This window comes from Sphingomonas sp. Sphisp66, from assembly GCF_047324325.1.
In the GTDB taxonomy this organism is placed as follows: Bacteria; Pseudomonadota; Alphaproteobacteria; order Sphingomonadales; family Sphingomonadaceae; genus Sphingomonas.
On sequence record NZ_CP168508.1, the window covers coordinates 4,494,508 to 4,519,817 of the forward strand.

Annotated in this window: 26 protein-coding genes; 12 read left to right on the forward strand and 14 right to left on the reverse strand. The window is 69.5% G+C overall.

Annotation, left to right across the window (positions count from 1 at the left end):
• Positions 1–106: 106 nt before the first annotated feature.
• Genes ACEN8G_RS20705 through ACEN8G_RS20720 form a run of 4 tightly spaced genes read left to right on the forward strand, consistent with a single transcriptional unit; the run spans position 107 to position 5,486 of the window.
• Positions 107–1,834, forward strand: coding sequence for an ATP-binding cassette domain-containing protein (locus ACEN8G_RS20705; RefSeq protein WP_413416213.1), 1,728 nt, complete (start codon positions 107–109; stop codon positions 1,832–1,834).
• A complete protein-coding gene (locus ACEN8G_RS20710; protein WP_413416212.1) occupies positions 1,831–2,961 on the forward strand; it encodes an ABC transporter permease in 1,131 nt (376 codons plus the stop codon). The genes ACEN8G_RS20705 and ACEN8G_RS20710 overlap by 4 nt, the downstream gene beginning before the upstream one ends.
• Positions 2,961–4,091: an ABC transporter permease gene (locus tag ACEN8G_RS20715; RefSeq protein WP_413416211.1), complete on the forward strand. Its 1,131-nt coding sequence runs from the start codon at positions 2,961–2,963 to the stop codon at positions 4,089–4,091. The genes ACEN8G_RS20710 and ACEN8G_RS20715 overlap by 1 nt, the downstream gene beginning before the upstream one ends.
• A 3-nt stretch (positions 4,092–4,094) precedes the next feature.
• The gene (locus ACEN8G_RS20720) at positions 4,095–5,486 is read left to right on the forward strand and encodes an efflux transporter outer membrane subunit (RefSeq protein ID WP_413416210.1); all 1,392 of its coding nucleotides are present in this window, start codon (positions 4,095–4,097) and stop codon (positions 5,484–5,486) included.
• A 74-nt stretch (positions 5,487–5,560) separates the two neighbouring features.
• Here ACEN8G_RS20720 and ACEN8G_RS20725 read toward each other — a convergent pair whose 3' ends face one another.
• Genes ACEN8G_RS20725 through ACEN8G_RS20735 form a run of 3 tightly spaced genes read right to left on the reverse strand, consistent with a single transcriptional unit; the run spans position 5,561 to position 9,431 of the window.
• On the reverse strand, positions 5,561–7,144 hold the full coding sequence (locus ACEN8G_RS20725; protein ID WP_413740681.1) for a sensor histidine kinase: 1,584 nt from the start codon (positions 7,142–7,144) through the stop codon (positions 5,561–5,563).
• Entirely contained in the window at positions 7,129–7,830 is a 702-nt protein-coding gene (locus ACEN8G_RS20730; RefSeq protein ID WP_413416208.1) for a response regulator transcription factor, read from the reverse strand. Before ACEN8G_RS20730 ends, ACEN8G_RS20725 begins: the two co-directional genes overlap by 16 nt.
• Positions 7,831–7,841: 11 nt before the next feature.
• Positions 7,842–9,431 (reverse strand): DUF4173 domain-containing protein, encoded by a 1,590-nt coding sequence (locus ACEN8G_RS20735; protein WP_413416207.1) that lies wholly within the window; start codon positions 9,429–9,431, stop codon positions 7,842–7,844.
• 158 nt (positions 9,432–9,589) lie between these two features.
• On the opposite strand from ACEN8G_RS20735, the gene ACEN8G_RS20740 reads away from it, so the two are divergent.
• From ACEN8G_RS20740 to speD, 8 genes are read left to right on the forward strand one after another with little or no spacing between them, the layout of a single operon-like run.
• Complete coding sequence (locus ACEN8G_RS20740; RefSeq protein WP_413416206.1) at positions 9,590–10,585, forward strand: SPFH domain-containing protein; 996 nt, start codon at positions 9,590–9,592, stop codon at positions 10,583–10,585.
• A 7-nt stretch (positions 10,586–10,592) separates the two neighbouring features.
• Positions 10,593–11,267, forward strand: coding sequence for a DUF4178 domain-containing protein (locus ACEN8G_RS20745; RefSeq protein WP_413416205.1), 675 nt, complete (start codon positions 10,593–10,595; stop codon positions 11,265–11,267).
• Positions 11,257–12,636, forward strand: coding sequence for a DUF4178 domain-containing protein (locus tag ACEN8G_RS20750; protein WP_413416204.1), 1,380 nt, complete (start codon positions 11,257–11,259; stop codon positions 12,634–12,636). Before ACEN8G_RS20745 ends, ACEN8G_RS20750 begins: the two co-directional genes overlap by 11 nt.
• Positions 12,633–12,779, forward strand: a complete 147-nt coding sequence (locus ACEN8G_RS20755; RefSeq protein ID WP_413416203.1) for a hypothetical protein — start codon at positions 12,633–12,635, stop codon at positions 12,777–12,779. Before ACEN8G_RS20750 ends, ACEN8G_RS20755 begins: the two co-directional genes overlap by 4 nt.
• Before the next feature lie 10 nt (positions 12,780–12,789).
• Entirely contained in the window at positions 12,790–13,002 is a 213-nt protein-coding gene (locus ACEN8G_RS20760; RefSeq protein WP_413416202.1) for a DUF350 domain-containing protein, read from the forward strand.
• Positions 12,995–14,530 (forward strand): polyamine aminopropyltransferase, encoded by a 1,536-nt coding sequence (locus ACEN8G_RS20765; protein ID WP_413416201.1) that lies wholly within the window; start codon positions 12,995–12,997, stop codon positions 14,528–14,530. Before ACEN8G_RS20760 ends, ACEN8G_RS20765 begins: the two co-directional genes overlap by 8 nt.
• Positions 14,520–16,130, forward strand: a complete 1,611-nt coding sequence (locus tag ACEN8G_RS20770; RefSeq protein ID WP_413416200.1) for an FAD-dependent oxidoreductase — start codon at positions 14,520–14,522, stop codon at positions 16,128–16,130. The genes ACEN8G_RS20765 and ACEN8G_RS20770 overlap by 11 nt, the downstream gene beginning before the upstream one ends.
• The gene (gene speD, locus ACEN8G_RS20775; protein ID WP_413416199.1) at positions 16,127–16,471 is read left to right on the forward strand and encodes an adenosylmethionine decarboxylase; all 345 of its coding nucleotides are present in this window, start codon (positions 16,127–16,129) and stop codon (positions 16,469–16,471) included. Before ACEN8G_RS20770 ends, speD begins: the two co-directional genes overlap by 4 nt.
• Before the next feature lie 6 nt (positions 16,472–16,477).
• Here speD and ACEN8G_RS20780 read toward each other — a convergent pair whose 3' ends face one another.
• The 11 genes from ACEN8G_RS20780 to ACEN8G_RS20830 form a co-directional block, all read right to left on the reverse strand.
• The gene (locus tag ACEN8G_RS20780) at positions 16,478–16,876 is read right to left on the reverse strand and encodes a TrbC/VirB2 family protein (protein ID WP_413416198.1); all 399 of its coding nucleotides are present in this window, start codon (positions 16,874–16,876) and stop codon (positions 16,478–16,480) included.
• A complete protein-coding gene (gene virB11, locus ACEN8G_RS20785; RefSeq protein WP_413416217.1) occupies positions 16,873–17,799 on the reverse strand; it encodes a P-type DNA transfer ATPase VirB11 in 927 nt (308 codons plus the stop codon). The genes ACEN8G_RS20780 and virB11 overlap by 4 nt, the downstream gene beginning before the upstream one ends.
• Positions 17,800–17,861: 62 nt before the next feature.
• Positions 17,862–18,953 carry a TrbI/VirB10 family protein gene (locus ACEN8G_RS20790; RefSeq protein ID WP_413416197.1) on the reverse strand — a complete coding sequence of 364 codons (1,092 nt, stop codon included), beginning with the start codon at positions 18,951–18,953 and terminating at the stop codon, positions 17,862–17,864.
• Complete coding sequence (locus ACEN8G_RS20795) at positions 18,953–19,645, reverse strand: TrbG/VirB9 family P-type conjugative transfer protein (RefSeq protein WP_413416196.1); 693 nt, start codon at positions 19,643–19,645, stop codon at positions 18,953–18,955. Before ACEN8G_RS20795 ends, ACEN8G_RS20790 begins: the two co-directional genes overlap by 1 nt.
• A complete protein-coding gene (locus ACEN8G_RS20800; RefSeq protein ID WP_413740682.1) occupies positions 19,642–20,448 on the reverse strand; it encodes a virB8 family protein in 807 nt (268 codons plus the stop codon). The genes ACEN8G_RS20795 and ACEN8G_RS20800 overlap by 4 nt, the downstream gene beginning before the upstream one ends.
• A complete protein-coding gene (locus ACEN8G_RS20805) occupies positions 20,445–21,680 on the reverse strand; it encodes a type IV secretion system protein (protein ID WP_413740683.1) in 1,236 nt (411 codons plus the stop codon). The genes ACEN8G_RS20800 and ACEN8G_RS20805 overlap by 4 nt, the downstream gene beginning before the upstream one ends.
• The gene (locus ACEN8G_RS20810) at positions 21,677–24,031 is read right to left on the reverse strand and encodes a VirB4 family type IV secretion/conjugal transfer ATPase (RefSeq protein WP_413418851.1); all 2,355 of its coding nucleotides are present in this window, start codon (positions 24,029–24,031) and stop codon (positions 21,677–21,679) included. Before ACEN8G_RS20810 ends, ACEN8G_RS20805 begins: the two co-directional genes overlap by 4 nt.
• Entirely contained in the window at positions 24,010–24,294 is a 285-nt protein-coding gene (locus tag ACEN8G_RS20815; protein ID WP_307116979.1) for a type IV secretion system protein VirB3, read from the reverse strand. Before ACEN8G_RS20815 ends, ACEN8G_RS20810 begins: the two co-directional genes overlap by 22 nt.
• On the reverse strand, positions 24,295–24,594 hold the full coding sequence (locus ACEN8G_RS20820) for a TrbC/VirB2 family protein (protein ID WP_413418853.1): 300 nt from the start codon (positions 24,592–24,594) through the stop codon (positions 24,295–24,297).
• A gap of 174 nt (positions 24,595–24,768) precedes the next feature.
• Entirely contained in the window at positions 24,769–25,032 is a 264-nt protein-coding gene (locus tag ACEN8G_RS20825; RefSeq protein WP_413418855.1) for a DUF5985 family protein, read from the reverse strand.
• On the reverse strand, positions 25,029–25,307 hold the full coding sequence (locus ACEN8G_RS20830; protein ID WP_413418857.1) for a DUF5985 family protein: 279 nt from the start codon (positions 25,305–25,307) through the stop codon (positions 25,029–25,031). Before ACEN8G_RS20830 ends, ACEN8G_RS20825 begins: the two co-directional genes overlap by 4 nt.
• Between the last annotated feature and the right edge of the window lie 3 nt (positions 25,308–25,310).

The following is a 25,310-nucleotide window of genomic DNA, read 5'->3' on the forward strand; positions in this document are numbered from 1 at the left end:
GCCGCTTCCCCTTCTCGTTCCCCTGCGAAAGCAGGGGCCCAGGGTCACGGGCGCGTCGCGTGCGGCCCTGGGTTCCTGCTTTCGCAGGAACACAAGGGGGGAACAGGTGACCCAACCCCTCGCCACCACCACCGACCTGGTGAAATGCTTCGACGCCAACCGCGCGCTCGACGGCGTGTCGATGGCGATCGAGCCCGGCCGCATCACCGGCCTGGTCGGTCCGGACGGCGCGGGCAAGACCACCCTCATCCGCATCCTCGCCGGCCTGATGGCGCCAACTTCGGGGACCGTTGAAGTCCTGGGCGGCAAGCCCGGGGAAAAGCTCGACGATCTCGGCTACATGCCCCAGCGCTTCGGCCTCTACGAGGACCTCTCCGTCATCGAGAACCTCCGCCTGTACGCGGAAGTTCGCGGACTCCCGAAAAGCGAGCAGCAGGCCAGCTTCGACCGGCTGATGGACTTCACCGATCTCGCCCGTTTCCAGGATCGGCTGGCGGGCAAGCTGTCGGGCGGGATGAAGCAGAAGCTCGGCCTGGCCTGCGCGCTGGTCAAGACGCCCAGGGTGTTGCTGCTCGACGAGCCCGGGGTCGGCGTCGATCCGATCAGCCGCCGCGAACTCTGGAGCATGGTCGGGGATCTCACCGAGCAGGGCATCGGCGTGCTCTGGTCCACCGCCTATCTCGACGAGGCGGAGAAGTGCGACACCGTCTATCTGCTCAACGAAGGCCAGCTGCTGTTCGACGGCCCCCCGGCGGAGCTGACCGGCCGGGTCAGGGACCGGGTGATCCGCGTCACCGGCTTCCAGGAGCGCCGCCGCCAGTTCCTCACCCATGCGCTCGACCGCGACGACGTGATCGACGGCACGATCCAGGGCCGCTCGGTCCGCCTGCTGGTCGCCGACGGCAAGCCGGTTCCGGACGCCGAGGCGCTCGCGGGCGGTCCGGACACCGAAATTGGCACCGCCGATCCGCGCTTCGAGGACGGCTTCATCGAGCGGCTCGGTGGCGGGCCCAAGGGCACCTCGGCGCTGGCGGAACGCTACCGCACCATCCCCGAGACCGAGGAATGCGCGATCGAGGCAAAGGGCCTCACCAAGGTGTTCGGCGAGTTCACCGCGGCGAAGGACATGAACTTCCGCATCCCGAGGGGACAGATATTCGGGCTCCTCGGCCCCAACGGGGCGGGCAAGTCGACCACCTTCAAGATGCTTTGCGGGTTACTTTCGCCAACTTCGGGGACCGGAGCGGTCGCCGGCAAGTCGCTGCGCAAGTCCGCCGCTGCCGCCCGGGCGTCGCTCGGCTACATGGCCCAGAAATTCTCCCTCTATGGCGACCTCTCGGTCCGCCAGAATCTCGATTTCTTCGCAGGGGCTTACGACCTGCCGCGCGACAAGGCGAAGCGCGCGATCGAGGCGATGATCGAGATCTTCGAGCTGGGCGACAAGGTCGACGTCAACGCAGGCACCTTGCCCCTCGGCTTCAAGCAGCGCCTCGCGCTCGCCTGCGCGGTGATGCACGAGCCCCCGGTGCTCTTCCTCGACGAGCCCACCTCGGGCGTCGATCCGGTCACCCGCCGGGAATTCTGGATGCATATCAACGGCCTGGTCGAGAAGGGCGTGACCGTGCTGGTCACCACCCACTTCATGGACGAAGCCGAATATTGCGACCGCGCCACGCTGATCTACCGTGCCGAGCAGATCGCCACCGGCACCCCCGACGAGCTCAAGGCCGAGGCCGCCCGCCTCACCAGGGCCGAGGACCCGACGATGGAGGACGCCTTCATCGCCCTGATCGAGGAATTCGACCGCAAGCGTGAAGCGCGGGAGGCGGCATGACTTTCCGCTTCGATCTCAGGCGCCTGGCCGCCCTGGTCCGCAAGGAAGCCGCGCAGATCCTGCGCGATCCCTCGACCTTCCTGATCGCCTTCGTGCTGCCGATGATCCTGCTCTTCCTGTTCGGCTATGCCGTCTCGCTCGACAGCACGCGCACCCGCGTCGGCCTCGTCCTCCAGGACAGCAGCGCTCCCGCGCTGCGTCTCGCCCAGGCCTATCGCAGCTCGCGTTATTTCGAAGTGACCGAGGCCCGCACCGTGGCCGAGGTGCGCGACAAGCTGGTCGATGGCGAGCTGCGCGCGCTGATCGTCATCCCCCAGGATTTCGGCGCGGGCATCAAGCGCGGACACATGCCGCCGGTCCAGATCGTCACCGACGGCTCCCAGCCCAATACCGCCAATTTCGCAGCCGCTTACGGCGAAGGCGTCCGCGCCAGCTGGGCCGCCGCCGAGGGGTTGGAGCGTAACCCGAATGCGCGCGAGGCACCGGTCACTATCTCGGCGCGCTACTGGTACAATCCCGAACTCAAGAGCAAATTCTTCCTCGTCCCCGGCTCTATCGCCAATGTCATGACCATGGTCGGCACCTTGCTGACCGCGCTCGTCGTCGCCCGCGAATGGGAGCGCGGCACGATGGAGGCGATGATGGCCACGCCGATCTCGATGGCCGAGTTCATTGCCTCCAAGGTCATCCCCTATTTCTTCCTCGCCCAGGCCTCGATGACGCTCTGCGCGGTGATCGGGATCTGGATATTCGGGGTGCCCTTCCGCGGCTCGATCTTCGCGCTCTACGCCATCTCCTCGGCCTTCCTGATGCCGGCGCTCGGCCTTGGCCTGTTCATCTCGGCGGCGACCAAGAACCAGTTCGTCGCGAGCCAGGTGGCGCTGCTCTCGGCCTTCCTGCCCACCTTCCTGCTCTCGGGCTTCATCTTCGAGATCGGCTCGATGCCCTGGCCGATCCAGGCGCTCACCTATATCGTCCCGGCGCGCTATCTGATCCCCAGCCTCGAGACCGTGTTCCTCGCCGGCGACCAATGGGGGCTGCTGCTGCCGAACATCGGCATCATGCTGGTCTTCGGCATGGTGTTCTTCACGCTCTCCTTCCGCGTCACTCGCCGGAGTCTCGACTGATGCGCGGGCTGTTCGAAGGCGCGGGCCTGCGCCGGCTCTGGGCGATGATCGTCAAGGAGATGTGGGCCGTCCTGCGCGATCCGCAGGCGCGGCTGGTGCTGTTCGTGCCGCCGCTGATGCAGCTGTTCATCTTCACCTATGCCACCACGCTCGACGTCAAGAACGTCGATATCGGCATCCTCGATCGCAGCTCGGGCGCGCATTCGGTCGAGCTGGTCCAGCGCCTCGCCGGCAGCCCCAATTTCCGCCGGATCGAGCTGCTCCGGACGCCGAAGGAGCTGAAGTCCGCGATCGACAACCAGAAGGTGATCGCCGCCCTGGTGATCGACGAGGATTTCGACCGGCAGCTGGCGCGCGGCGAGAGCGCGACGGTCGGCCTGGTGCTCGACGGTCGCCGCTCCAATGCCGCGCAGATCGTCGCCGGTTACGTCACCAACATCGCCGGCGGCATGGGTGCGGAACTGGCTCCACCCCAGATGCGCGGGCAGGCAGGCGGCAGCGTGGTGACCAACTGGTACAACCCCGCGCTCGACTATATCTGGTTCACGCTTCCCTCGCTGGTCGCGATCATCACTTCGGTCGCCGGGCTCGCCATCACCTCGCAATCGGTCGCGCGCGAGCGCGAGCTGGGAACGTTCGACCAGCTGATGGTCTCGCCGCTTCGGGTCCACGAGATCCTGATCGGAAAGATGGTCCCGCCCTTCATCATCGGGATGATCAACGGCAGCGTCTATCTGGTGGTCGCGCCGCTCGTCTTCGGCGTGCCCTTCACCGGCTCGCTGCTGCTCTTCTGGCTGTCGCTAGGCATGTACCTGCTCGCGCTGATCGGGCTCGGCATGCTGGTCTCCGCCGCCTCGCAGACCCAGCAGCAGGCGTTCCTCGGCGTGTTCCTCGTCACCACCCCGCTGATCCTGCTCTCCGGCTATGCCAGCCCGATCGACAACATGCCCGACTGGCTGCAGACAATCACCTATCTCGATCCCGCCCGCTATTTCCTCGTCATCGTCCAGGGGCTGTTCCTCAAGGCGATGCCGGCAGGCGCGGTGTTCCACCAGCTCTGGCCGCTCGCGCTGATCGCCGTCGCGACGCTCTCCGCCTCGGCCTGGCTCTTCCGTGCGCGCATGGAGTAACCGATGATCCGCTCGCTTCCCCTGTTCCTGCTGCTCGCCGCGTGCACGGTCGGGCCGGACTATCATCCGCCCGAAACCAGAGCCGCGCCGAACTGGGTCGAGGCCGGTACGCCCGGCGAAGTCGACCTCAAATGGTGGGACCGGTTCGAGGATCCCCAGCTCTCCGCGCTCGTCCAGCGCGCGGTGGCGTCGAGCCCGGACCTGCGCGAGGCCCAGGCCCGGCTGGCCGAGGCGCGCGCCAATCGTGAGGCGATCGCCGGCGGGCGCCTGCCCGGCGTCACCGCCAAGGGTTCGGCGACCGAGAATGTGCTGAGCAACAACGGCCAGCTGCCGATCGGCAACATCCCCTTTCCGGGCTTCTCGCGCGATTTCCCGCTGTTCGATCTCGGCTTCGACGCGAGCTGGGAGGTGGATATCTGGGGTCGGCGCACCCGCCAGATGCAGGGCGCCACCGCGCGCGAGGAAAGCGCCGAGTTCGCGCGGCGCGACGTGATGCTCACACTGATCGCCGAGGTGGTGCGCAGTTACATGGACCTGCGCGCCGCCCAGGCCGATGGCGCGACTGCCGAGGCGCAGGCGGGCTCGGACAGCGAGCTGGCCCGGCTCACAAGGCTGCGCTTCGATCATGGCGAGGCGTCGCGGCTCGAACTCGACCGCGCCGATGCCGCGGCCAAGGCGAGCGCCTCGGCGGTGCCCAATGCCCGTGCCCAGGCGAGTGCCGCGTCCTATCGGATCGCGACGCTGGTCGGCGTACCGCCCGAGCAGGTCGTGCCCGAGCTGCAGGCGCCCGCACCGCTGCCGGCGAGCCCTGATGCGATCCTGGTCGGGTTGCGCTCCGAGCTGCTCGAGCGCCGCCCCGATGTCCGCCGCGCCGAGCGCGAGCTGGCCGCCGCCAGCGCCGATATCGGTGTCGCCACCGCCGATCTCTTCCCGCGCTTCAGCCTGCTCGGCAGCATTGGCCAGCAGGCGCGCAAGCCCGGCGACCTGGTCTCGGGCGATTCCTTCCGCCTCCAGCTCGGTCCGAGCTTCTCCTGGCCGATCTTCCAGGGCGGCACGATCCGCGCCCAGATCCGCGCGGCCGATGCCCGGGCCGATGCCGCTGCGGCGCGCTACGAGAAGGCGGTGGTGGGCGCGCTGTCGGACAGCGAGGCGGCGATCAACCGCTTCCTCAATGCCCGCGCCGCCGCCGATGACGCTGCCGCCTCGCTGGCCCGAGAGCAAAGCGCCTTCGCGCTCGCCCAGAAGCGCGCGGATCGCGGCGAGGACGACCGGCTGACGCTCGAGCGCGCCCGCCAGTCGCTGCTCGCCGCCACCCGCCGCGACCAGCAGGCCCGTGCCGCCAAGGCACAGGCAGCGACCGCGCTCTACAAGGCCTTGGGCGGCGGCTGGAGCTAAAGATAAGATCTATAGGACTTATTCCGCGCAAATTACCGCTTTTGGCATGTACTTCGTGTACTTTGGCGGCCTCGCTACGCGATCGGCACGCGGATCTCGAAGCTGGTCCCGCGCGCCGATGGGACCAGTTCGATCGTCCCGCCATGCGAGGCGAGCAGCGAGCGGGCGATCGGCAGGCCCAGCCCGGTGCCGCCGGCGGCGCGGCGGCTGGTGAAGAAGGGCTCGAAGATACGCGCCCGGTCCGCCTCGGGGATGCCGGGGCCGTCATCGGCGATGTGGAGCCGGAGCGTGCCATCTTCCTGGGTGGCGGCCATGGTCACCCCGGCCGCCCCGGCCTGGCGGCTGTTCTCGACCAGGCTCTCGACGATCGCCTCCAGCATCGTCGCCGGCATCGCGGCGCGGGGCAGGGTGTCGGGCAGGTCGAGCGCGATCGCCAGCCCGCGATCGGTCCAGGCATCGGCGATCCGGCGCAGCGGCAGCGCGCCGTCGCTCGCCGCGTTCGCATCGGGCTCGGCCATGTCGGCGCGGGCCAGCTCGAGCAGCCGGGTGACGAGCTGGGCCAGCCGGTCGGCATCGGCGCCGGCATTGGCGAGGAAGCGGCGGCGGTCCGCCTCGTCCATGTCCGCATGGTCCTCGAGGATCTCGATCACCCCGCGGATGCCGGCCAGCGGGGTCTTGAACTCGTGGCTCACGGCATGGGCGAAGTCGCGCAGGTAGCGCGACCGGCGGTCGATCGCGTCGGCCATGGTGGCGAAGTCGCTGTAGAGCGCCTGGATCTCGATCGCGGCGGTGCGCGGCACCTCGGGCACTCCGCCCCCGCCGCCACGCGCCACGTCACGGGTCGCCTGGCTCAGCATCTCGATCGGTCGGGCGATGCCGCGCGAGAGCAGGCCGCTCAGCACCACCAGGGTCGCGAAGATCGCGCCGATGCCGAACAGGATCTTGCCGCGATCCTCATAGAGCCCGCGAAACAGCACGCGCGGCGAGCGCGACAGCAGCAGCACCGCCACCACCTTGCCCTTCACCATCACCGGCCGGGCATGGTGGATACGCAGGCCCGAGGCGCGGCTCAGCCATTCGAAGGCATATTCGGGATGATAGTCGCCGCGGCGGCGCAACACCGTCTCGGGCCGCCCGGCGCGCGCCGCGGCCAGCTCGGGCAGGCCCGCCAGGCTCCTGCCTTCATTCTTGCCGATCAGGATCCGGCCATCGGGCGCGAGCAGCAGGATCGAGGCGAGCGTCGCGTCCGACGTCGCGTTCACCACCGGGGCGAGGCGTGCCGCGGCCGCCTGGACCTCGGGGGCCGGGCTGCCGGTCAGGGACGCGGGCTCGGGGCGCTCGGGCAGCGGCCGGGTGCCGAGGTCGATGGTCGAGAGCGGGCCGCCGGCGATCCCGCTCGACACCCGCGGAGTGAGCTCGGGCCCGGTCGAGCCCGGCCATTCGGCGCTGGTGACCGCGGCAAGCGCCGTCCCCTGCGCGATCAGCTCCGCCTCGGTCTGGCGCACCAAAGTGTTCTCATAGACGCGCAGGAACAGCGCGCCGACCCCGGGCAGCGCTGCCACGAACACGAAGGTGACGAGCAGGATCGTGCGCAGCCGCAGCCGCGGCCAGAAGCGCCGGATCGGCGCCTTGATCCCCTCGATCAGCCCTCCGAGCATGCGCCGATACGATAGCCGATGCCCGCCCGAGTCTCGATCAGGTCCTGCGCGCCGGCCTGGCCGAACTTGGCGCGCAGGTTGCGGACATGGCTGTCGATCGTCCGGTCGGTCAGCGCGAAGCCGGGGCCGCGCAGCCGGTCGATCAGCGCGTCGCGGCTGAACACCTTGGAGGGCATGGCGGCGAGCGTGCGGAGGATGCCGAACTCGGTGACGGTGAGCGGCACCGCCGCGCCCGCCCAGCTCGCCTCCCAGCTCTCCGGATCGAGGCCGAGCTTGCCGTGGCGGATCACCGTGCCGGCGCGGTCGACCTCGGGCGCATGGGCAGCGGTGCGGCGCAGCACCGCCATCACCCGCGCCACCACCTCGCGGGGGGAGAAGGGCTTGGTGACATAATCGTCGGCCCCCAGCTCGATGCCGATGATCCGGTCGATCTCGTCGTCGCGCGAGGACAGGAACAGGATCGGCAGCCCGCCCTCGGCCCGCAGCCGCCGGCAGACCTCGAGCCCGTCCATCCGCGGCATGTTGATGTCGAGCACGATCAGGTCGGGCGCCTGGCTCTCGGCGATCCGCAGCGCCTCCTCGCCGTCGGCCGCCTCGATCGTCTCGAGCCCGGCCTTGGCGAGCGCGAAGACGAGCAGCTGGCGGATATGCGGATCGTCATCGGCGACGAGGATGGTGCGAGGCATGGGGCATTGGATCATCGCGAGGGTGTTCCGGTCAACGGCGGAGTGGCGGTGGCGACGGCCTGGGCGACCGGATCGCTCTCGGAGGCGGCGGGCATGGGGTCGGGGCCGGGATCGTCGCGGATCCAGCCATCGCACTCGCGGTGCGTTCCCGGCCAGGTCGCGGCAGGCGCCGGCGGGTTGGCGCCGAGCAGCCGGCGCGCCGTGTCGAGCCGGCGCTGGTTGCGCCAGGTCCAGCCGTGCCAGTCGGACTGGCGCTGGACCAGCCTCGCCATCGCCTCGGCACGGACATAGCGGACGCGGTCGCGGAACCTGGGCGGCAGCGGCCGGCGCTCGAGTTCGATCAGCGGCAGCAGCGAGGAGGTGCCCGTGCGCGACAAATAGCAGAGGTCGAGCTCCACCCCGCGCCCGCCGACCTCGCGGGCATGGCGGACGTTCCAGGCCGCGGCGCTCGCTTCGAGATCGACGACACTCACCGCGCCCAGCACCAGCCCGGCGATCAGCGCATTGGCGTTAATCAGCCAGGCGGCGCTCCTGCCGGCGAGCATCCGCCAGCAGATCAGCGCCAGCCCGATCGCCACCAGCCCCATCCAGGCGAGCGCGGCGATGCGGAAGCCGGTGAGCGAATAGGCCTCGACATAGTCGAGCGTGCGCAGGATCGAGGAGGCGACGAGCAGCAGGTTCTGCGCCACCCACAGCACCACCAGCCGGCGGATCGCCGGATTGCCGGCGCTGGCCGAGCCGGGCTTGAGCGCGACCAGCACGAACAGCCCGGCGAGCAGTGCGGTGGCGATCAGCGGATAGGCGCCGCGATGGGCATAGTCGGCCAGCGTCACGCCCTCGGGCAGCGGCGCGCCGCTCCACAGAAAGGCGAGGTCGAGCCCGTTCTGGAGCGCGAACACCGCGTTGAACAGGATCAGCGAGAGCAGCAGCGTCGCCTGGGGCAGGCCGGGCATGCCGATCTCGGCCCTGGGCAGCCCGGCGACGATGCGGGTGGCCCAGCGGGTGGGACGCAGGCTTGGCCAGGCGACGAGCAGCACCAGCACCCAGAAGGCCGTATTGTCCGCGGAGGGCAGGCGAAGCTGGCCAAGCCCCCAGGCGATCAGCGGATTGGCGCTGGCGAACAGGGCAAGGAACAGCCCGGTCATCGCCAGCGGCAGGGCGAGCAGGGCAGCGAGCCCCGCAAGGTTCGGCCGTCCCCGGCGTGGGCGGGCGCGGAACAGGCGGACGAAGTCGAGCACCGGCGCGAGTGGCCCGGTCGCCGCATGGGCGAGCAGCCTGAGGCTCCAGCGCCAGGCATTGTCGAACCTGCCGATGCGCGGCATCAGCGCCGCGATCGACAGCGCACTCCAGAACAGCACCCAGCCGAGCAGGGTGGGGTCATGCGCCAGCGCGGCGGCGAAGCCGATGGCGACGGCCAATGCCACGAGGCTTGCCCGCCGGCGCAGCGCCGGCCGGGTCAGCAGCAGCACCAGCGCCCAGCCGAGCGCGAGCCCGCCGATCCACGAGCCGAAGGACAGGCCGGAGAGGAGCTGGTCGGCGGCGGCGATCAGCGCGATCGCGGCCGGGATCTTCAAGAGAAAACTGTAGCGGGTGCGGGCCATGCGGGTCTCCCAGGTTCGGGAGCGGCAATGGCTGGGCGCCGTCCAGCGATGCCGGCGAAGTGCAAGGAGAAGCCGTGCAGAATCGATGCAGTCGCGGGGCTGCGCATATTTGTTTTATGTCGGCCGCATATCGCCTATCCTGGGTGCAGGAGGGCGTGATGGGGATTTTTGACTTCCTTTCGAAGCAGTTTGTCGATGTCATCGACTGGGTCGACGAGCCCGGCACACTGGCCATCCGCTATCCGATGCAGGATCGCGAGATCCAGAATGGCGCGCAGCTGACCGTCCGCAGCGGCCAGACCGCCCTGTTCTTCAACGAAGGCCAGATCGCCGACGCGTTCCTGCCGGGGCTCCACACGCTCCAGACCGGCAACCTTCCCCTGCTCACCTCGCTGATGAACTGGGACAAGGGCTTCGCCTCGCCGTTCAAGGCGGATGTCTATTTCTACAGCCAGAAGGAGCAGACCGGGCTCAAATGGGGCACCGCGCAGCCAATCACGGTGCGCGACAAGGAGTTCGGCCCGCTGCGCATCCGCGCCTTTGGCAGCTACAGCTTCCGGATCGAGGACGTGTCCGCCTTCGCAGTGAAGATGATGGGCTCGCTCGACCGGCTGACCGTCGGCGATGTCGAGCCGCAGCTGCGCGCCGCGATCGGCACGGCGATCGCCTCGGCGCTCGGCGGGGGCGAGATCGCCTTTATCGACCTGGCCGCCAATCAGAGCGCGCTGTCGGAGAAGCTCAAGGCCGCGGTCGAGCCCGCCTTCACCCAATGGGGGCTGAGCTGCACCAGCTTCTTCATCGAGAGCCTGTCGCTGCCCGAAGAGGTGCAGGCGATGCTCGACAAGGCCAGCTCAATGCGCGTGGTCGGCGATCTCGACCGGTTCATCCGCTTCCAGAGCGCAGAGGCGATCGAGACCGCGGCGGCCCAGTCGGGCGGCATCGCCGGGATCGGCGCGGGCGCGGCGGCAGGCGTGGCGATCGGCCAGAGCATGGCCGGCGGGATCGGCGGCGCGGCGCCGGCCGCTGCAGTCGCGGCACCGGGCGAGGACGCCTATGCCCAGATCGAGAAGCTCCACAAGCTGCTGACGATCGGCGCGATCACGCAGGACGAGTTCGACGCCAAGAAGGCCGAGCTGCTCTCGCGCATCCGCTGACGCCGTCATGAGCCTGAGCGTCAACTGCCCCAATTGCGGTGCCGAGGTCGTCTTTCGTTCGGCGGCGTTGCCCGCGCGCGTCTGCGGCTATTGCCATAGCCTGCTCACCCGCAGTGATGGCGCCGTGATGGTGGTCGGCACGTCATCGCCGCTGCCCTTCGACGTCAGCCCGGTGCAGATCGGCATGCGCGGGCGGATCGAGGATCAGCCGTTCGAAGTGATCGGACGGGTGCGCTGGGCGTGGACCGACGGCGCCTGGAACGAGTGGCTGTTGCTGTTCGGCGATGGCAGCCATGCATGGCTGGGCGATGCGATGGGCCAGTTCATGCTGCTGCGCGAGCGCCCGTTCAGCCAGGTCCAGACGCGCACGCTCAAGGATATCGCGGGCGGGAAGGAAGCGGTGCCGGGCCAGGAAGTGACGCTCGACGCGCGCAAGCTGACCATCGTCGATGCGCGCGACGTGATCTGCATCGCTGCCGAGGGCGAGCTTCCCTTCACCCCGACGACCGGCTGGAAGCTCTATAGCGTCGATCTGCGCGGGGCGAAGGGCGAGTGTGCGACGCTGCAGCGCGATGCGCTCGCCACGACCTTCTACCAGGGCCAATATGTGACACTCGCCGACCTCGCCCCCTCCGGGCTGCGCGCGTTCGAGGGCTGGACGCTCCCCGCCTATGCAGCCTGAGATGCAGCCCGCGGCCGATATCCAGCTGCCTGCAGCGCCGGCAGTGAAGGCGCTGGCCTGCCCGGCATGCGGCGGCTCGGTCGAATTGCGCGCGGCCGGCTATTCGGTGAGCGTCGTCTGCCAATATTGCAGCTCGATCCTCGACGTCACCGATCCGCAGGTGAAGCTGGTCACCCAATATAACCAGGCGGCGGCGGCGCTGGAGATCCCGCTCGGTTCGCGCGGCACGCTGCGCGGGATCGAATGGGAAGCGATCGGCTATATGCAGCGCTCGGCCATGGGTGGCGCGGCCTGGGACGAATATCTGCTGTTCAATCCCTATCACGGCTATCGCTGGCTGATCACCGATGGCCGCGGCTGGAGCCTGGGCGAGCAGCTGACCGTCACCCCGCTCCGCGACGATTACGAGACGCTGCGCCTCGGCAACCAGAGCTATCAGCGCTTCTACGAGGACAGCACCGCGCGCGTCGACTACGTGCTGGGCGAATTCTACTGGCGCGTGGCGGTGGGTGAAGAAGTGGTCGGCGCCGACTGGGCACGCCCCGGTGCGATGCTCTCGCGCGAGAAGAACGCACATGAAGTGAGCTGGACCCGGTCGGTGCTGCTCGCCCACAAGGAAATGGCCGAGGCGTTCGGCGTCCGGAAGGGGGCCAGCTGGCCGCCCATGCCGCACCAGCCCTCGCCCAACGCCGCCTGGCTGGGCACGGGATTCAAGATCTTCGCGGGCGTGTTCCTGCTGCTGGTCGTGCTGATCCTGGCATTTGGCGGCACGAGCTGGACCAGCGCGGGAAGATTCCCCGTCGCGCCGGACGGCAGCGAGCGCACCGTCACGCTCGGCCCGATCCATTTCGGCCATCTGTATCAGCGCGTCGAGATCCGCGCCGACGTGCCGACGCTTGAGAATGGCTGGGTCGATCTCGACTACAGCCTGGTCGATCGCAGGACGCAGCAGGTCTATGAGGCGTATGGCGCCGCCGAACGCTATTCGGGCAGCGATTCCGACGGGCCCTGGACCGAGGGCTCGCGCGGCTCCTCGGTCTCGGTGGCGAGCGTGCCGGCGGGGGATTACGACCTGGTGGTCGACTACAAGGGCAATCGCTGGAGCAGCGGCTCGCTCTACAGTCCGCGCTATGCCGGCATGCCCGAGGATCTCGGCTGGATGACGCCGGTGAACAAGCCCGAGGTCGTGGTGGAGGTGCGCACCGGCGCGCTCTTCCTGTCCAGCTTCTGGCTCGCGCTGATCCTGCTCGGCCTGCCGCTGCTGATCGGCCTGATCCGCCACATCCAGTTCGACAAGGCGCGCCAGGCGGAGAGCGATTTCGCGCCCACAGGCTTCGCAGCGCTGGGCGCATCGGAGGATGATGAATGAACCCGCGTACCTTCCTCTACGGCCTCTGGTCGCTCGGCGTCGTCGCCTTGTTCGTGCTGAGCGGCATCTTCGCCTGGTCGCCCTTTGCCGAGGGCGGGCGCGCCCGTCCGCATGCGGGCATCTACGGTCCCGCCCACAAATAGGGAGTTGGATATGGTCACCACTCTACCCGCCTTGCTTTCCACCCTGCTCTATGCGGTGATCGGCATCGTCGTCTTCGCCGTCGGTTTCCTGGTCCTCGACCTGCTCACTCCGGGCAAGCTGTGGCAGGAGATCCACGAGAAGCAGAATGTCGCGGTGGCGGTCTTCGCCGGCGCGGTCGCGATCGGGCTCGCGATGATCGTCGCCGCCGCCATCCATGGCTGAAGGCGATCCGGCCCATCCAAAGTTCCGCACGTCCGCTCCGGCAGCGGCGCTGCTTGCGTCTGCCTTTGTCGTCTCCACCTGCGGGCTGATCTACGAGCTGCTCGCCAGCACGCTGGCCAGCTATCTGCTCGGCGACAGCGTCACCCAATTCTCCACCGTCATCGGCTCCTATCTCTTCGCCATGGGCGTGGGCAGCTGGTGCTCGCGCTATGTGAAGCGCGACGAGGTGCGGCTGTTCGTCCGGGTGGAGCTGCTGATCGCGTTGATCGGCGGCAGCTCGGCCGCGGCCTTGTTCCTGCTCTTCCCGCTGGTCGAGCATTTCCGGGTCGCGCTCTACGGGCTGGTGCTGGCGATCGGCTTCCTGGTCGGGCTCGAGATCCCGCTGCTGATCCGCATCCTGCGCGGCTTCGATTTCCGCGAGACCGTGTCGAACGTGCTGACCTTCGACTATGTCGGCGCGCTGGTCGCCAGCCTGCTCTTCCCGCTGCTGCTGATGCCGCATCTCGGCATGATCCGCACCGGCTTCCTGTTCGGCATCGCCAATGCCGCGGTCGCGCTGGCGCTCCTGTTCGCGCTGCCCCGCGCCGCCAGCTACCGGAGCGAGAAGCTGGCCGCGGTGCTGGTGCTGATCGGCCTGGCCGCCGGCTTCATTGCCTCGGACCGGCTTCAGCGCTGGGCGGAAGTGGCGAGCTATGGCGAGCCGGTGATCTATGCCCAGACGACGCGGTTCCAGCGCATCGTGCTGACCCGCCGCGACGACGATCTGCGCCTCTATCTCAACGGCAACCTGCAATTCTCCTCGCGCGACGAATATCGCTATCACGAGGCGCTGGTGCATCCCGCGCTCGGCCGGGTGGCCAATCCGCGCAACGTGCTGATCCTGGGCGGTGGCGACGGGCTGGCCGCGCGGGAAGTGCTCAAGCACCCCGAAGTGGCGAAGCTGACCCTGGTCGATCTCGACGGCGAGATGACCAGCCTGTTCGCACATACCCCGACGCTGACCCATCTCAACCGCGGGTCGCTCACCGATCGGCGGATGACCGTGATCAACGCCGACGGCTTTCGCTGGGCGCGCGAGAATAGCGGCCAGTATGACGCGATCATCGTCGATTTCCCCGATCCGGTCGATTACTCGGTGGGCAAGCTCTACACCGAGACCTTCTACCGCGCGGTGCGCAAGCTGCTGGCACCGGGCGGGATGATGGTGGTGCAGAGCACCTCGCCGCTGGTCGCCCCCAATGCCTTCTGGACCGTCGCCTCCACGCTCGAGGCGGCCGGGCTGCGGACCCGCGGCTACCATGTCTATGTGCCGAGCTTCGGCGAATGGGGCTTCGTCCTCGCCGCTGCCGGCACGATCCCCGACCAGGCGCGCATCCTCCCCGGCGGCCGCTTCCTCACGCCGACCATCGACCAGCGCCTGTTCGACTTCCCGCCCGACATGGCGCGGCGGCCGACCCCGGTGAACCGGCTCGACAACCAGGTGCTGGTGCGCGAGTTCGCCGATGCCTGGGGGAAATATGAAGGCTGACCGGCGCACGGCGCTGGGCCTGGGCGCGGCGGCGGTCGCCGCGGCGGGCGGCGGGCTGGCCTATGCGCTCGGCCGCCGGCCGGCGCTGCCCCCGGGCAAGCTCGGCGGTGCGGACATGGCGCGCGGCCACCGGCTGCGCGACGGCGATTTCCCCGCGCCGAGCGTGGAGCAGGACGTCGACCTGGTCATCGCCGGCGGCGGCGTGGCCGGGCTGTCGGCCGGCTGGCGGCTGGCCGATGCCGGCTTCACCCGCTTCCGGCTGCTCGAACTCGAGGACGAAGTCGGCGGCAATGCCCGCAGCGGCCGCAATCCCGTCTCCGCTTATCCGCTCGGCGCGCATTACCTGCCCGTCGCCAACCGCGAGGCCAGGGCGCTCCAGCACCTGCTGCGCCAGCTCGGCATGATCACCGGCGATGCGGACGGCGTGCCGGTCTATGACCCCGCCCAGCTCTGCGCCGACCTGCAGGAGCGGCTGTTCTGGCAGGGCCGCTGGCAGGAGGGGCTGATCCCGCGCACAGGTCTCGCCACGCAGGACCGCGAGGATCTCGCCGCCTTCAACCGCGCGATGGACGAATTCTCCAAACGGGTCGGCAATGACGGCAAGCCCGCCTTCGCGGTGCCGAGCGCCTATAGCTCGCGCGACCCGGCGCTCACCGCGCTGGACAGGGAGGACTTCGCCGCCTGGCTCGATGCGCAGGGCTGGAAGTCCCCGGTGCTGCGCGCCCATGTCCGCTATGCGATGCGCGACGATTACGGCACCGAGCCGCATGCGGTCTCGGCCTGGGCCGGCATTCATTACTTTGCCGCCCGGCGCGGCTGGGCGGCCAATGGCGCCGGCGAGAACGAGCTGACCTGGCCGGAGGGCAATGGTCGGCTCGCCGCGCGCCTGGCCGGCTTCTTCCCCGACAACATCGCCCGCGGCCATATCGTCCACCGCGTCGCGCGCGACGGGGACCGGCTGCTGGTCGACAGCTTCGACGTTGCCGGGAACCGCACGGTGCGCACCCGCGCCCGCGCCGCGATCCTCGCCATGCCGCACTTTATCGCCACGCGGGTCTGCCCCGAGCTCGGCGACGCCAGGGCGTTCAGCTACGCACCCTGGCTGGTCGCCAATGTCACCGTCGATCGCTTGCCGGGCGGGCGCGGCGTGCCGCTCGCCTGGGACAATGTGTCGAGCAACAGCGATTCGCTCGGCTATGTCGTCGCGACGCACCAGGGGCCCGCGGCCGTCACCGCGGGCACGGTGCTGACCTGGTATTTGCCGCTCTCCGGCATGGAGCCCGCCGCCGCGCGCCGCCTGCTGGTCGAGCGCAGCGCCGACGAATGGAAGCGCATCGTCACCGACGATCTGCTGGCGCTGCATCCCGAGTTGGACGGCGCGATCCGCGAGATCGCGCTGTGGCGCTGGGGCCATGCGATGATCCGCCCGACGCCCGGCTTTCTCGAGCGCGGCCAGGCGCACCAGCCGCAGCCGCCGCTGTTCCTCGCCCATTCCGATCTCAGCGGGCTGTCGCTGTTCGAGGAAGCCCATTATCACGGCGTGCGGGCGGCCGAAGGCGCGATGGCGCTGCTGCACCACGCCCATGAGAGCCTGTTGTGACCAGTGGACACCATCTCATCGCGGACCTTTCCGGCGGCAGCCGGCTGGACGACGCCGCGCATATCGAGGCCTGCCTGATCGCGGCGGCGGCTGCCGCGGGTGCGACGCTGCTCGAGGTCCGCCTGCACAGCTTCGGCCTGGCCCAGGGCGTCACCGGCGTGGCCCTGCTCGCCGAATCGCACATGTCGATCCACACCTGGCCCGAATATGGCACCGCCTGCATCGACATCTTCATGTGCGGGCCGAAGCACGATCTCACCGCCGGGCTCGATGCCATACTGGCGGGCCTTGGTGCCGAGATTGCCCGCTCCTCGATCGTCGAGCGCAACTTCGGCGGCTGAATCGGCCTATCGCGGGGGAACCGCCGCTCCGGCATAGGGATCATAGGCGGGTGCCGCTTTCGGTGTCGGGAGGGGCAGCGGCGGGGGCGTCGGCACCGCCCTGGAAATGACCACCGGTGCCGCGGCCTGCGGGCCCGAGCGGACGGCACCAAGGATGCCCGACGCGATCGTCGGCGCGCCGAACAGTACGAAGCAGCCGAGGATCACCGTGGCGCCCCGGCGGATCTGCAGGCGCCCGGTGAGCATCAGCAGCCCGATGCTGGCCACCGCGATCACCGCGATGCTGGTCGCGATGGTGCCGAGCGCGACCTGCTCGATCCACCGGACTGCCGCGGCCAGGCTGCTCGACCCTTCCGGATCGGCGAGCGAAGGGGCGATCGCATAGACAGAAACCAGTGCCGTCACGCCAGCAGCACCTGGGCGACGCTGCGCTTGCCGCCGACCCGCTGGAGCTGGACATAGACATCGACCGTGCTGCGCACATAGTGCCGCACATCGTCGCGGCTGAGCTGGGTGCCTGCCTGGAGCACCAGCAGCACGATCTGCTCGATCGCGCGCTCGGCGGAATCGGCATGGACCGAGGTCATCGAGCCCGGATGGCCGGTGTTGATCGCGCGCAGGAAAGTATAGGCTTCCTCGCCGCGCAGCTCGCCCAGGATGATCCGGTCGGGCCGCATGCGCAGCGAGGCGGCGAGCAGGTCGGTCGCCGTCACCCGCGCCTCGCCCTGGCTGCCGCGCACCGCGAGCAGGCCGACCAGATTGTCGTGATGCTGGTGCAGCTCGGGCGTGTCCTCGATCAGGATCAGCCGCTCCCCGTCCGGGATCTCGCGGATCAGCGCATTGAGGAAGGTGGTCTTGCCGGTCGAGGTGCCGCCCGAGACCAGGATGTTCTTGCGCGCCTTCACCGCGGCAGCGAGCATGCCGGCGACGTCGCCGGCCGCGAGCAGCTCGGCGAGGCGCAGGTCGGTCTCGGACTTGTCGGGCGCGGTGCCGCGCACCGTGCCGGCAAAGGCTCCGGCACTGACATAGTCGTCCAGGGCCAGGTCCGACGAGATGTGCTTGCGGATCGCGATCGCCATCGGCCCGCGTGTCGCCGGTGGCGCGGCGATCTGGACGCGGGAGCCGTCGGGCAGGCTGGCGGAAAGCAGCGGGTGCTCGCGGCTGATCCCCTGGTGCGAGAGCGCCGCGATCTGGCGGGCGAGCCGGTCGAGCGTCGGCACGTCGAGGCCCGGCGCCTCGTGCCGTTCGACCGCGCCGCCCAGCGTCTCGGCCCAGACTTCGCCCGGGCGGTTGACATAGATGTCGGTCACGTCGGGTCGCGCCAGCATGCCGGTCAGCGGCGCGAGATAGGCGCGGAGATAGACCTGGGCGTCGATCGTGGCGGCCTCGCTCACCGGCTCTCGACGCCCGTGAAGTCGAGGTCGCGGGCCACGAAGACCGAGATGCTCGTGGCGGCCTTCACCTTGAGGGTGGGCTTGATGTCGGCGGGGGCGGGGCTGCGCGTCGCGCTGCCCAGCGTGCCCGGCAGCGCCACGATCACCTGGCCGTCGGCCGCGCGCGCGGCGAGGTTGACGCCCACGTCGAGCGCCGACTGCAGTATCGCGCCGGTGAAGCGGGCGAAGAAATGCGAGTTGACGCTGGCGCGGATGCCCCCCTGGCCCAGCGGGTCGCTGGCCGGCGATCCGATCGCGATGGTGACGCCGTCGGGACGGATCAGGCGGATCCAGTTGACCAGCATCCGCTTCTGCCCGCTTTCGGTATCCGAGCCATATTCGCCGATCAGCCGGCTGCCGCGCGGGATCAGGATGCGGCTGCCGTCGAACCCGCGAATGTCGCGCGAGACGAGCGCGCGGGCGAGGCCGGGGCTGGTCGAATCGAGCGCGGTCTCGAGCACCGCCGGGATCAGCGTGCCCTGCGGCACGGTGGTCGGCTTGTTGGCGAGCACGCCAGCGCTGGTGCGCGTGCCGGCGACCGCCGTCCGTCCTCCCGTCTGCTGCGCGGCGGGCTGGGCGGCATTGGGCCCTGCCTGGACCGGCGTGCCGGCCGTGTTGTCGAGCACCAGCGCCGGCTCGGCGGTCGTCCGGGCAGGCGCGGGCGCCGGAGCGGTCGGGGGCGGCGGGGTATAGGCCGGCTGGGGATAGACGATCGCAGGTGGCGGTGGCGGGGTGTACGGCGCCGGTGCCGGGGTCGGCGCCGGCAGCGGCTGCGGCGCGACCAGGACGGGCGCGGGCACCGGCGGCACATAGAGGGGCGGGGCCTCGGAAGGCGTGGACAGCGCCTCGCCGGCGCGGGCGCGCACGGCCGGGGAACTCAGCGCGCGGCGGCGGGCATCGAGGATGGCGAACAGCACCACGCCGATGCCGACGACAACAAGCACCAGTACCCAGGCGGGCGGGCCGGCGCGGGGCCGCACGACCACGGGCAGCATGTTCGGCTCGACCGCGGGGCGCGGATCGCTGGCGGGGGGCGGGACCGTCGCCATCAGCGGTCGCCCAGGAAGCGCACGGCCTGCGCCTTGTGCTTGTCGATCCGGAAGACGAGCCGGTCCTGCACGCTGTCGATCACCATCCGCCCGTCGCGCATCATGCCGTTGACCAGCGTTTCCTTGCCCTGGTCGTTGATCGCATAGATCGCGGGAAGCGCGCGCTCCTCGGGCCATTCGACATAGGTGTGGATGCCGTCGTCATGGATGCCGTTCGGGCGCAGCGCCGGATCGCCGCGGACCTTGTAGCGGCCGACGACCTTGTCGGCGGCGGGCTGGGCACCGGCTTGGCCAGCCGCGGCGGGATAGCGGAACTTGACCGACCAGGCCGTGTCGGCCGCCGGCGCGGAAAGCGAACTGAGTTCGAAAGTGTAGAGTCGCGCGTCGGTCACCACCGTCATGTTGGTCGAGACGCCGGGCTGGACCGCCTTGATGAACAGGCGGTCGCCCCGGCGATTGGCGGTGACCTGCCAGGCGCCGCTGTCGCCGAGCGCGATATTCTCGATATACTCGTCGGGCGCGAGTTCGAGCATCAGCTGATAGCCCGGTGCCGCCTCGAGCCGGACGACCTGGTCGGGGACATAATCGACCGTCTGAATGCGCGGATCGCCCTGGCCGGGTTGCGGGCGGATTTGCGCATTCGCGGCGCCGGGCGCGAGCATCAGCAGCAGAAGCAGGGCGGCGTGCTTCACAGCTCCACCTCGGGGGCCCGGGCCGGGGGGGGCGCGACCTGCAGTCCCGGCGCGGCCGGCAAGGCCGGCGTCGGGCTGGCGCCCGGCGCGGGTTCCGGCGCGGCCGCGGCGGGCTCGGGTGGGGGCAGCGCCTCGGCGTTGCGCTGGTAGCGCGTCACTTCGAAGCCCAGCGGGTTCACGAACCGGTCCTCGAGCCGCAGCGGCTCGCCCGAATAGCGATAGCGGATCACCGCGACCCAGGCATTGGCCGGCTGCACGGCGCCATTCGCATCGCGCCGCACCGTCTCGAAGCGCACCATCGCGGCGTTCTTGCCGAGCGGCGACACGCTCTTCACGCGGGTGTCGACCACGCTGCTGCGGGGCAGCCGGACGAGTGGGCTGTCGGGGTTCGAGGCCTGCATGCCGGCGACATAGGCGTTGCGGGCATCCCCTTCGGACCAGAGCGAGACCTTGCGGTAGCTGGCCTGGAGCGAGGTCGCGTCGAAGCTCTCGCGCGCGATCACATATTGGACGAGGAAGGATTGGGTCAGCGCCGAATCCGGGGCGATGCGCTGGGCGTCGAGCGGCTTCAGCGCCTGGACGAACCCGGTCTGCCGGTCGACGAGCAATGTATAGGGCTCGACCGTCTTGAGCGGGGCGAGCGCGATCAGCGCCGCGGCTTCGAGCAGGGCGATCGCGCTGGCGACGCCGGCGACGATCCAGGCGGTGCGCCGCGATCCGCTGAGCGCGGCGCGACTGTCCTCGGCCCAGCTGCCGGCCTCGCGATAATAGGCGTCCAGCGCCTCGCGCGCCTTGTTCTTCATTTCCCGTAATCCCGTCGTGTGGCGCTGGCCGAGACCCGGCTGCGGGTCCGGCGATGTGTCTGTCCGAGCGGCGTCGGCGCGCCGGCGGGCATGTCGCGCAGGCTGGTTGCCCCCGGGGTTCTCCCGGCTGCCCCCGACGTGGCGGCGGCACCGGCGAGTGCCGTTTCCTGGCGCTGGATGCGGGCCACGGCCTCGGCCACCGCGGCAGCGCGCGAGTGCTGCGCGGCGGGTGCCTGGCGGCGCTCGGCAAGGCCGGCGGGCTGCAACCGCTCGGCCGCGCCGACAGCGACACCCGCCCGCTCGGCCAGGCCGCGCCACACTGCGCCGAGACGGAAGCCGATCGCCACGCGCGCCGCCATGCCGAGGCCGGCGACCAGCGCCAGGCCGAAGGCGAGCGCGGTCACGAACAGCTCGTTGGTCGCGCCGCCGATCGGCAGCCCCGCCGCGCGCTTCTGGAGCAGGTCCGCGAGCCAGGGTTCGAGCAGCGCGAGCTCGACGCCGAGCAGGACCGTCACGGCCACCGCGCCGAGCATCGCCGCGACGAGGCCGCGCACCCAGCCTTCGAACAGGCTGCGCGTCCCTTCGAACAGCAGCAGCGCGATGAAGAAGGGCCCGAGCGCGAGCAGCAGCCCGGCGACCAGCCGGACCGCGGCATAGGCGGCGATGGTCGCGGTGAGGAAGGTCGTGCGCGCGGTGCCGAGCGCGAAGGGGCCGACGATGCTCGGCGGCTCGGGATTGGGCTCGGCGACGGCGACCGGCTGCCCGTCCGCGCCGGTGCGCACGCGGGTGGCCATCAGGTTCGAGCCCGTGCCGATCGCGTTGAGCGCGACCAGGCCGTTGTCCACCTGCTGCAGCCGGGCGACCAGCCCGCCGCCCGATCCCGGCAGCCCGGCGCCTCCGCCCGCCCCGGCGGCAAGCTCGGCCGGGGCGTGCATCGTCACGTCATAGGCGAGCGTGCGATAGGCGTTCCAGTTGGTCGCCAGGGCGAGCACCACGCCGATCTTGACCAGCGCCATCACCCCTTCGCGGACACCTGGCGTGTCGCCGAACAGCAGCCGGTAGCCGTAAAAGGCGATGAACAGCGTGAGCAGCCCGGTGAGCAGCAGCGACAGCGGCGATCCGGGCGCGGCCGCCGCCTGGTATCCGGCGGCGCCGATCGTCTGCGCCTGGCAGTCGACGAAGGTCAGGACGCTCTGGAGATAGGCGCCGTCGGTGATGCCCGAGCAGGTCATGCGACCTCCAGCAGCCGGGGCAGCCAGTCCGCCGGGTCCTCGCCATGCTCGGCGCGGATCTGGTCGAGCAGCCGCACGGTGCGCTCGCGGCCGGACAGGATGGTGAGCAGCTCGCGCTCGCCGCTCAGATTGAGCCGCGCGACCACGCTTTCATTGCCGTGCTTGATCAGGAAGCAATGCGCATTGTCGGGCAAGGTGCGCACCAGATCATATTCATGCTCGGTAAGCCCGAAACCTTCGATGTAATCGCTGGCGCGTGCCTTTGGATTGGCCATGAAGATCTGCGTCGCCGCCTGCTCGATGATCGCGCTGGCGATGCGGCTCTCGAGCGCGTCCTGCGCGCTCTGCGTGGCGAAGCCGACGATGCCGTTCCGCTTGCGGATCGTCTTCTCCCAATCCTTGATCCGGCGGACGAACACCTCGTCGTCGAGCGCCTTCCAGCCCTCGTCGACCACGATGATCGCCGGCGTGCCGTCGAGCCGTTCCTCGACCCGGTGGAAGAGATACATCATCGCCGGCGTGCGCACGATGGCATCGTCGAGGATCTGGGTCATGTCGAAGCCGACGGTGTCGGCGGTCAGGTCGGTCAGGTCCTCGGCATTGTCGAACAGCCAGGCGCGCTCGCCATCGCCCCACCAAGGCCGCAGCCGTGCCCACAGGTCTGCGCCGTGCGGCCGGTGGCTGCCGCGGAACAGCGCCACCAGGTGGCGCAGCCGCCGCTGTTCGGTGGGCTGGCCGAAATTGGCGTCGATCGCGTCCTTGATCTGGGCAAGCTCGTCGATGTCCGCTCCCCCCGCGAGCAGCGCGACCCAGTCGATCAGGAACTGGCGGTTGGCGGGATTGTCCTCCATTTGCAGCGGGTTGAGGCCCGAGGCCGTACCGGGCCGCAACAGGTCGTAGCGCCCGCCGACCGCGCGCAGGAACGGCTCGGCGCCGCGATCCTTGTCGAAGAAGATGATGCGCGGGGCGAATTTGCGGCTCTGGGCGAGCAGGAAGTTGAGCACCACCGTCTTGCCCGAGCCGGACGGGCCGATCACGGTGAAGTTGCCCAGGTCGCCGTGATGGAAATTGAAGTGATAGGGGCCGGCCGCGGTGGTCTCGAGCAAGGTCACCGCCTCGCCCCAATGGTTGCCCGCCGCCTGGCCCTGGGGCAGGTTATGGCCATTGGCGAAGCCGGCGAAATTGGCCGTCGAGATCAGCCCGCGCCGGGCGATATATTTGAAGTTGCCGGGGAACTGCGCCCAGAAGGCCGGTTCGAGCGCGATCTCCTCGCGTACCGCAATGATGCCGAGATCGGCGAGGGTCGCCTGCACCTCGGCCACGCCCTGGTCGACCTCGGCCAGCGTCGTGCCCCGCACCGCGATCGTCATGTGATGCTCGCCAAAACCGGCGCGCCCGGCGGCGACTTCGTCCTTGGCGCCGGACAGGTCGGCGCGCAGGCTCACCGCCTCGTCCTCCGCGGAGCGCATCCGGCGCAGCGCCAGGTTCATCTTCGAGAGTGCGGCCTGGCGCTCGACGAAGCCGAAGCTCTGCGAGATGGTGGTCTCGAAGGGCAGGCGCAGCAACTCGTCGAGCATGCCCGGCGCCGACTGGCCCGGATAATCCTTGATCGAGACCATCGCCACGAAGCTGCGCGGGGACGGGCCCGCGGCACCGAGCTCGATCGTCTCCTGCCCGAAGCTGATCCGGCGATAGGGGAGATAGGCGCCGGCATCCTGCATCGGCAGCAGCACCGGCCGGACTTCGCCATTGTAGAGCGAGGAGAGGAATTCGAGCGGCTCGGAGCAATTGCCCTGCGGGGTCTGGTAGACCGAGAGCAGCCGCGGTGCATAGCTGCCGAGCGACGCGACCAGCGCCTCGCGAGCGGTGTCGAGCGCGCGCAGGTCGTGCACGGTGTTCGCCGCTGCCGGGGTGCCGCGCAACCGGTCGAGCAGGCCCATCCGGCCCTGGAGCGGGCGCCGGATCAGCGTGAGGAACAGGTCGTTGGTATAGAGCCGCCGCTCGGCCAGCCGCCCGCGCCATGCCGCGTCGAGCCGGGCCGAGAAGGCATCGGGGAAGCTGGCGTCGAGCTCGGGCTCGATCGCCCGGCGCACGACATGATAATAGACCGCGAAGCGCGATGAGCCGATCGACTGGAGCATCGCGTCGCGCAGGCGCTTGCGATAGTTGAGCTCCTCGGTGTCGGCGGTCTCGAACAACAGGCCGCGCAGCTGGATCACCTGGAGCAGCATGCCGTCCCGCGTCTCGACCGTATGGTCGTCGATGTGGCGGGCATAGGGCAGGTGCCGTCCGGCCGGCGCCTCGCGCGCGACGACCTTCGGATCGCGCGTCAGGGCCGGTAGGAGTTGCATTGCCAGATCTTGTGATTGCGCACCCGCGGGCAACGGCTCACCCGAGCGAGCCACAGGTCGAAGAAGCGCGGCTCGCGCAGGCAGGCGAGCACGCCCGCCAGGTGGATGACGAGTGCCGCGACTACTGCCCAGACCGATTTGAATATCAGGAACAGCTCGGTGGCGATGATCGCGTTGGCGACGAAATAGCTATAGGTCACGCCCGCAAACATCTGCGGACGCGTAAGCGCCACGAACAGCGGGTCGCGTTCGAGCCCGTTCATCTACTGGCCGAGCTGCGCACTGGTCTGGATGCCCGCGACGATGCTCGCGGCTCCGAACAGGATGAAGCAGCCCAGGATGACGGTAGCGCCGTAGCGCCAGTTGATCCGGCCGGTGAGCATCAGCAGCCCGACCGACGCCACCGCAATCACGGCGACCACGGTCGCCACGGTGCCCAGCAAGGTGCCCTGCAGCCATTGCACGGCGCCGACGATCACGCCCGAGCCGGCGGGGTCGGAAGTCAGCTCCTGAGCCCATGCGGTGGCCGGCGAAAGCAGCGCTGCGATGCAGCCTGCGCGCAACAGTCGGCCAGTGGTGCGGATCGACAATTCCAGTCCCCTTCGGTTCGAAACCCAATAGTGCGCGGCGCAAGGCCGATTGCCAATGGTCTGTAGCCTGCAATTTTGCTGCAGGTGCACCGATTTGGTCGATTAGGCCAGCGGGCATGTCGCGACAGGCCCGGCTTCGCGCGCGGCTCAGCGCGCGGAGAAATTCTTCCGCAATATCGCGAACAGGATGAGCAGATAGGCGGCCAGCCGGATCAGGTAGAGCCAGCTGCGGTCTTCCTCGGGCCAGCCGCCGATCGCCAGCAGGATCTGGCCGATGCCGAGCAGGCCGAAGGCCAGGGCGAAGAAGAGGAACAGCTCCTCGCCGGTGTTCCGCCAGAAGCGCAGAAAGAACAGCGCGGCCGCGAACAGCCCCATGGTGGTCGCGCCGGAGACGAAGACGAGCGCGCTCATCGTTCCGCCTCCTGGTTCCAGATGAAGCCGAACAGCAGCACTGCCACCGCGCCCAGCGAAAGCAGCCCCCGCACCGGCGACAGGTCGATGTCGTGGATGACCAGCATGTCGAGGATCAGGAACAAATTGTTGGCGGAGAGCAGCACGAAGCAGAGCGCGCTCCAGAACAGCAAAGGCGCACGGCTGCGGTGCCAGGTGCGCCCGAGCAGCCAGGCGCAGGCGGTGCTCGTCACGAAGCAGAGGATGTAGACGACGGCCGGAGCGAGATCCCCCATTGC